Source organism: Haloarcula sp. JP-Z28 (assembly GCF_011440255.1).
Lineage (GTDB): Archaea > Halobacteriota > Halobacteria > Halobacteriales > Haloarculaceae > Haloarcula > Haloarcula marismortui.
The window spans coordinates 23,177-29,497 of sequence record NZ_JAAOHT010000057.1 but is presented as its reverse complement, the minus strand read 5'-3'; the positions used below and the strand labels follow the sequence as shown (position 1 = coordinate 29,497).

The following is a 6,321-nucleotide window of genomic DNA, read 5'->3' as shown; positions in this document are numbered from 1 at the left end:
AGCACGTCGAGCGCCGTCTCGACGAGGTCGTGCTGCGTGTCGTCGTCGTACGTCCCTTCGAACGGGTCGGCCAGCGTCACGTCGCTGTCGCCGATATCGTCTATGAGCGGGACGAGCGCGTCTCGAAGGTCCGTCAGTACGTCCTCGGCGGTGTCAATGCCGAGGTACGGTTCGTACTCCTCGAACAGCACCTCGTAGGGGTCGCGGTCGGGGTCAATGGCCGCGGCGTACTCCCGGCGGAGTTCGACCAGTTCTTCGAGCGTGTCGGCGAAGGCGTCGAAGTCGTCCTCGGCCTTGGCCTCTTTCCAGACCGGCAGGGCGTTCGAAGACGCCTCGGAGATGCGTTCGACCAGATCGGCTGGAACTCTGGTGGCTCGCTCGTGGTCCCGCCGGACTTCTCGAACGACCGCTTCCTGTTCGGGGTCGAGTTCGGCGTCGTCAAGTTCGTCCAGCCAGTCAGCCAGAGCATCGTCGGTCAGCAGTTCGTGATGGAGCGTCGAGATGGCGGAGGTCTGCTTCGCCCGGGCCGGCGTCCCGGCGTCGGGCATCATCACCTGCTGGTCCCAGTTGAGGACGCCGCCGGCGTCCCCGACGTAATGGAGGCGGCGGACGTGATCCAGAAACTGCTCGTACGTGGACTCGCTGTCCTCGCTCGCTGTTGCCATACGGCGGGGTTAGGCCGGCGACGGTAAAGACCCGATGCCGCCGGTAAGGGGTGCACCGGTCAGCCCCGCCAGGCTGGACCGTGCTCGCTCAGAAGCTCTCCCCGAGCGTCTGCGGGTCGATTTCAAAGCCGTCGGTGAAGATACCCTTCGGGATTTTGCCGTGAATGCCTTTGTTGATATCGACTATCTGCGAGACGTTGAAATTCCCGGCAAGGCTCAGTAGTCGATACGCCTCCGTCGGTGTCATATCCTTCTGGTGGACGAGCAGCGATATCGCTTCCCTGAGAGCCTGCTCCATCGCGTTGTCGAGGTCGTCGTTAATTCCCATAACGTAGACATCCTCGTCGGTCTCGGCAACGGGCCAGTCCATCTGCTGGGCGTCCTTGTGCAGCGTGAACCGGAACGTTGGCGTCAGCGACGTCTCCAGGGCAGTGAGGTCGACCTCGCCGTTGCCCTGAAGCGCGTGCCCGTCGCCGGTGAAAAACAGCGCGCCCGGGGCGAACACCGGGAAGTAGAGCGTCGTCCCGACGCCGGTGCCCTGAATGTCGATGTTGCCGCCGAACGGACCCGGCGGGACCGAGTTCACCCGCCCCGTAGTCGCCGTCGGACCGACGGCCATGATTCCCTGGAACGGGTCCAGCGGGATTTCGGTCGTGTCGCTGAGTTCGGCCACCCCTCGGTCGAGGTCGAACTCGATTACCTCACTGTCGTTCCACGTGAACTCCGAGGGGAGGCCGCCCTTTCGCTGTCGCATCGTGTTCGCGCCGTAGGGAACGCGGAAGTCGATATCAAGCACTTCGACCTCCAGCACGTCGCCCGGTTCGGCGTCCTCAATGTACACCGGCCCGGTGACGACGTGCGGCCCGGCTCCATCGTGTGGGACCTCCTCGTAGACGCTGACCTGATCCTCTAGGATGTCCGACTCCGGAATCCCCGCATTCGTGAAGAACTCCTCCGGCCCCGGCTGGTCCTCTAAGATGCCCTCGTGGGATATCGTCTCGATTTGGACGACCGAGCCAGATTCGACACGTTCTATGGGCTCTTTCGTCGGGTCGATCGCGCCCCAGACCACGTTCTCGGTCGTCGATTCGACGACCGTATCGACTTCGTAGGAGTTGTCTCCCTCCTGTGTGTCTGTCCCGTCGTCGGCCTGTGCGGCCGCGATGTCGACGTTGTCCCCGAGAACCTGTGAGCCGGTCCCTGCTCCGAGGAGACCCAGCGCGCCTGCCGCTTTCATGAGTCGTCTTCGTTTCATCGCTCCACGTCGCGGGAAGTGTCTGTCATGTAAAAGTACAGACGAAATAACAATTATTTCGTCAACCAAACATCAATACACCAGATTACGAACGATAGTCGACCGTTCGTCGTATTTTCTTCCGAATTACAAAACAGACATAGACAGTCGCGCTCGCTCCGGAGCGGAGCCCACTCGGTGATGGCTTAGCGGGACGGCCACGACGCAGCGACGCGCTCATATACGTCCTGACATCGCTCAACGACGGCCAGCGACACGCTCTCGTCGGCGGTGTGAGCCTCGCCGGGCTCAGCCGCGCCGACGATGACGCAGTCCGTTCCGGCCTGTGCGAGCCAGCCGGCGTCGGTCGCGTGCGGTTTGACGACGTGTTCGGGCGTCCCGTCCTGACCGGTGGTAGCGGCGTCCAGCACTGCGTCCGCAAAGTCGGCGTCGCCACAGGCCATCGGCGGGAGGTCCTGGTCGACGCGCCAGGTCACGCCATCGATGGCTTCGACCCTGTCAAGCGGCGCGCGTTCGCCGGGGACCGTCCGCTCGTCTACTGTGGCCGCACACCGCTCGGGGATGACGTTCCAGGCCGAGCCCCCGTCAATCTCGGTGACCGCGACGCTCCCGCGCATTTCGTGCCCGAGGACGGTTGTCGACGGAAAGTCGAGATCCCGGACCACGTCGACGGCGTCGGTCACGCGGTAGATAGCGTTCGCGCCGGCCTCTGGTTCGCTGGCGTGGGCCGCTGCGCCGTCGGCGACGATGGTCGACCCCCGCCGGCCCTTGTGCGCGACGGCCACGTCCGTCGTTCCGGGTGCAGAGTAGCCGGTCGACCCCTCGCCGACGACGGCGTAGTCGGGCGCGAAACCGTCCTCGATAGCGGCCTGACAGCCGACGCCACCCTGTTCCTCGCCGACGAAAGAAGCGAAGACCAGTTCGCCGGCGGGGTCGGCGTCCCGGAAGGCCAGCATCGCCGCGGCGACACACCCTTTCATGTCCGCCGTGCCGCGGCCGTAGAGGCGGCCGTCGCGCTCCTCGACGACGTACTCGCTGTCGGCGTCGACTTGCGTCTCGTCCGGTGGGACCACATCGTGGTGGCCGACGAAGGCGAGCGAGTCGTCGCCCTGGCCCTTGCGGGCGATGACGTTCCCGTGGTCGTCACGGGTGACTCGTGCGTCGGTGTGGTCCCGGAGCCACGCTGTGATGTACTCCCCAGCAGCCGCTTCGTCGTCGTGACTGGGGATCGAAACGAGGTCACGAGTCAGCGATGTGAGCGTGTCCATATCCGTGGGTCGGGAGCCCGCGGAACAAAAATCCGCGGCAGGCGATGCTTGCGTTGGCTGGCCCACGCCGACCCGGTCCGAAAGATGGGCGTCAGTCCACCGGTGACTCTGTATCAGGCCTGAAACGGGTTGGAGGGGCGCAGTTTTCGCTGAGACTTCTGGTGTCCGTTTCGAACCGAACACCTGTGTGTCCCGAGCGGTAATACTCGGTAATGCTGGGCTACGCGGCGATGAACCGGACGCTTCGAGAGCGTGACCCGCCTCGCCGGTGCAATCGCGACATGCAGAAGAAGACCTGGGAATCCGAGGGTATCGAGTACGCGGCCACGCTCGCTGCGCAGAACTTCGAGGACCTGCGCGAGATTCTGCTGTGGAATCGCGACCACGGCATCGACTTCTATCGCTGTAGCTCCAAACTCGTCCCGTGGAACTCACAGTTCGACATTACTGCCCTGCCGAACTACGAGCGGGTCCAGTCACTGGCAGCGGAGTGTGGTGCGCTCGTACAGGACAACGATATGCGTCTGACCTTTCACCCGAGCCACTGGTGCAAGCTGGCGAGTGAGTCCGACGACACCGTCGCTCGTTCCGTCGAGTCGGTCGAACACCACGGCCGCTGGCTCGACCTGATGGGACTGCCGCAGTCGCCGCGGTATGCGATTAACGTCCATATCGGCGCTCATTACGGTGACAAGGCGGCGACAGCCGACCGGTTCTGCGATGTCGTCAGCGACCTCGCGCCGCGGGCTCGCGACCGATTGACTGTCGAAAATGACGACGCCGAATCGCTGTGGAGCGTTCAGGAACTCGTCACGGATGTCGCCAGTCAAGTCGATATTCCCGTGACGTTCGATTATCACCATCACAGCTTCACTGACCGCGGGCTCACCTATCGTGAAGGGTTCGAGTTGGCCCGGGAAACGTGGGATGGCGCCCGGCCGATCACACATTACTCGGAGCCGGCGCGCCTCCGGCCCGACAGCGATGCGAGCCCACAGGCACACGCTGACCACGTCGCTGCTGTCCCGACGTGGCTCACCGAACAATCGGACGTGATGGTTGAATCCCACGGCAAGGAACGGTCGTTGTTTCGCCTGCGGGCGGCTGACGCCGACCGTGTGCCAGGCACGGAGTGAGCAGGCACGCTATTCGGTGTCGAACGTCGGTCCGGAGCGGGAGACTCCACACCCTTATGAACGGCAGTCTCCAACGTTCGCATATGGAAATTGTACCGGACACGAGCGTGGTCATCGACGGCCGCGTGTCCGACCAAGTGAAGGCTGATGCCGACCCTGACACGGATGTCGACGGCATGGGCTTTGCCGGCGCGACGGTCGTCGTTCCCGAGGCCGTCGTCGGCGAACTCGAAGCACAGGCGAACGATGGCCGCGAGACGGGCTGGGAAGGACTCGAAGAGCTCCAAACACTCGTCGACCTGGCTGAGGAAGGCACCATCGACGTGGAGTACGTCGGCCGGCGGCCCGATGCCATCGAAAAGCGCGAGGCCGGCGAAGGCCAGATTGACGCGCTCATCCGGGATATCGCCGGTGACCGCGACGCGACGCTCGTGACCAGCGACGACGTCCAAGCCGAAGTCGCCCGCGCGAAGGGTCTCGCAGTGGAGTTTGTCGACCCGGTGAAGCGAACAGTCGACCGCCTGCAGATAGAGAACTTCTTCGACGAGGGGACGATGAGCGTCCACCTCAAGGTCGGTGTCGAGCCCTACGCCAAGAAGGGCTCTATCGGCGATATGCAGTACACGCCGATCCGCGACAGTCCCGCGACGGAGAGCGAACTCCGGGAGTACGCCGCCGACATCGAGGAGAGCGCACGCGCATCGCCGGACGGCTTCCTCGAACTCGACGAGCCCGGCATGACAATCACGCAGTTCCGGGACTACCGAATCGCCATCGCGCGGCCACCCTTCTCGGACGCACTCGAAATCACGGCCGTTCGGCCTATCGTCAAGACCGAACTGGACGACTACGAGTACGCTGACGAACTGCGGGACCGCTTCACCGAACACCAGCGCGGCGTCCTCATCTCCGGTTCGCCCGGGGCCGGGAAGTCCACCTTCGCGCAGGCGGTCGGCGAGTTCCTCGTCGACGCCGACTACGCGGTCAAGACGATGGAGAAACCGCGGGACCTGCAGGTCGGCCCGAACATCACGCAGTACACCGAACTCGGCGGCTCGATGGAGAAGACCGCCGACTCGCTGTTGATGGTCCGGCCGGACTACACCATCTACGACGAGGTGCGCAAGACCGACGACTTCGAAGTGTTCGCGGACATGCGACTGGCCGGCGTCGGCATGGTCGGCGTCGTCCACGCAACCCGCGCCATCGACGCGCTCCAGCGGCTCATCGGCCGCGTTGAACTCGGGCTCATCCCCCAGATCGTCGATACCGTCGTCTACATTGAAGCCGGAGAAGTCGACACGGTCTACGACGTGTCGACAGAGGTCAAGGTCCCGCAAGGCCTCATGGAGGAAGACCTTGCGCGACCAGTCATCATGGTCAAGGACTTCGAGACCGGTCGGCCGGAGTTCGAGATCTACACGTTCAACCGTCAGGTCGTCACCGTCCCGCTGAACGACGACGAGGACCAGCCGGACTCCGGCGTCGACCGCCTCGCCAAACAGGAGGTCGAACGCGAGATCCGGTCCATCGCGCGGGGCCACGTCGAGGTCGAACTCCGCGGCCCGAACACCGCCGTCGTCTGGGTCGAGGACGACGACATCTCGCAGGTCATCGGCAAAGGCGGCGGCCGCATCTCCGACGTGGAGAACCGCCTCGGTATCGACATCGACGTGCGGACCTTCGAGGAACGACCGTCCGGGCCGTCGGGCGGCCCCCAGACCGACTCCGGCGGCAAGCAGGGCGAAATCGTCCAGCCGGAAGTCACCTCGCGGCACGTCATCGTCCCGCTCGACGGTCACGCCGGTGACACGGTCGAACTGCAGGCCGACGGCGAGTACCTCTTTACCGCGACAGTCTCCCGTGGCGGCGAGATTCAGGTCTCGCGCGGGTCGGGCATCGCCGAGGAACTGGAGCGAGCTATCGACCGCGGAAGCACGATTACCGTCGTGCCGTCGTAGGGTTCGGCGAGCAAGCCGGTCGTGCGGTTATCGCCG

At 64.4% G+C, this 6,321-nt stretch carries 4 protein-coding genes and 1 pseudogene; 2 read left to right on the top strand and 3 right to left on the bottom strand.

The genetic code is table 11. The features are described from left to right. The 3 genes and pseudogenes from G9463_RS17560 to G9463_RS17550 all read right to left on the bottom strand — a co-directional run. Positions 1-665 (bottom strand): annotated as a pseudogene (locus tag G9463_RS17560) (carboxypeptidase M32); the annotation flags it as partial. Between the two features lie 88 nt (positions 666-753). Further along, the gene (locus G9463_RS17555) at positions 754-1,920 is read right to left on the bottom strand and encodes an acetamidase/formamidase family protein (protein ID WP_165897391.1); all 1,167 of its coding nucleotides are present in this window, start codon (positions 1,918-1,920) and stop codon (positions 754-756) included. Between the two features lie 185 nt (positions 1,921-2,105). Beyond that, complete coding sequence (locus tag G9463_RS17550; RefSeq protein ID WP_165897390.1) at positions 2,106-3,188, bottom strand: M20 family metallopeptidase; 1,083 nt, start codon at positions 3,186-3,188, stop codon at positions 2,106-2,108. A gap of 212 nt (positions 3,189-3,400) precedes the next feature. Here G9463_RS17550 and uvsE point away from each other — a divergent pair, with 212 nt between their 5' ends. Both uvsE and G9463_RS17540 read left to right on the top strand, forming a co-directional pair. Next, a complete protein-coding gene (gene uvsE / locus G9463_RS17545) occupies positions 3,401-4,324 on the top strand; it encodes a UV DNA damage repair endonuclease UvsE (RefSeq protein WP_165897389.1) in 924 nt (307 codons plus the stop codon). Positions 4,325-4,407: 83 nt separating this feature from the next. Further along, a complete protein-coding gene (locus tag G9463_RS17540) occupies positions 4,408-6,285 on the top strand; it encodes a PINc/VapC family ATPase (protein ID WP_004958450.1) in 1,878 nt (625 codons plus the stop codon). Positions 6,286-6,321: the final 36 nt, after the last annotated feature.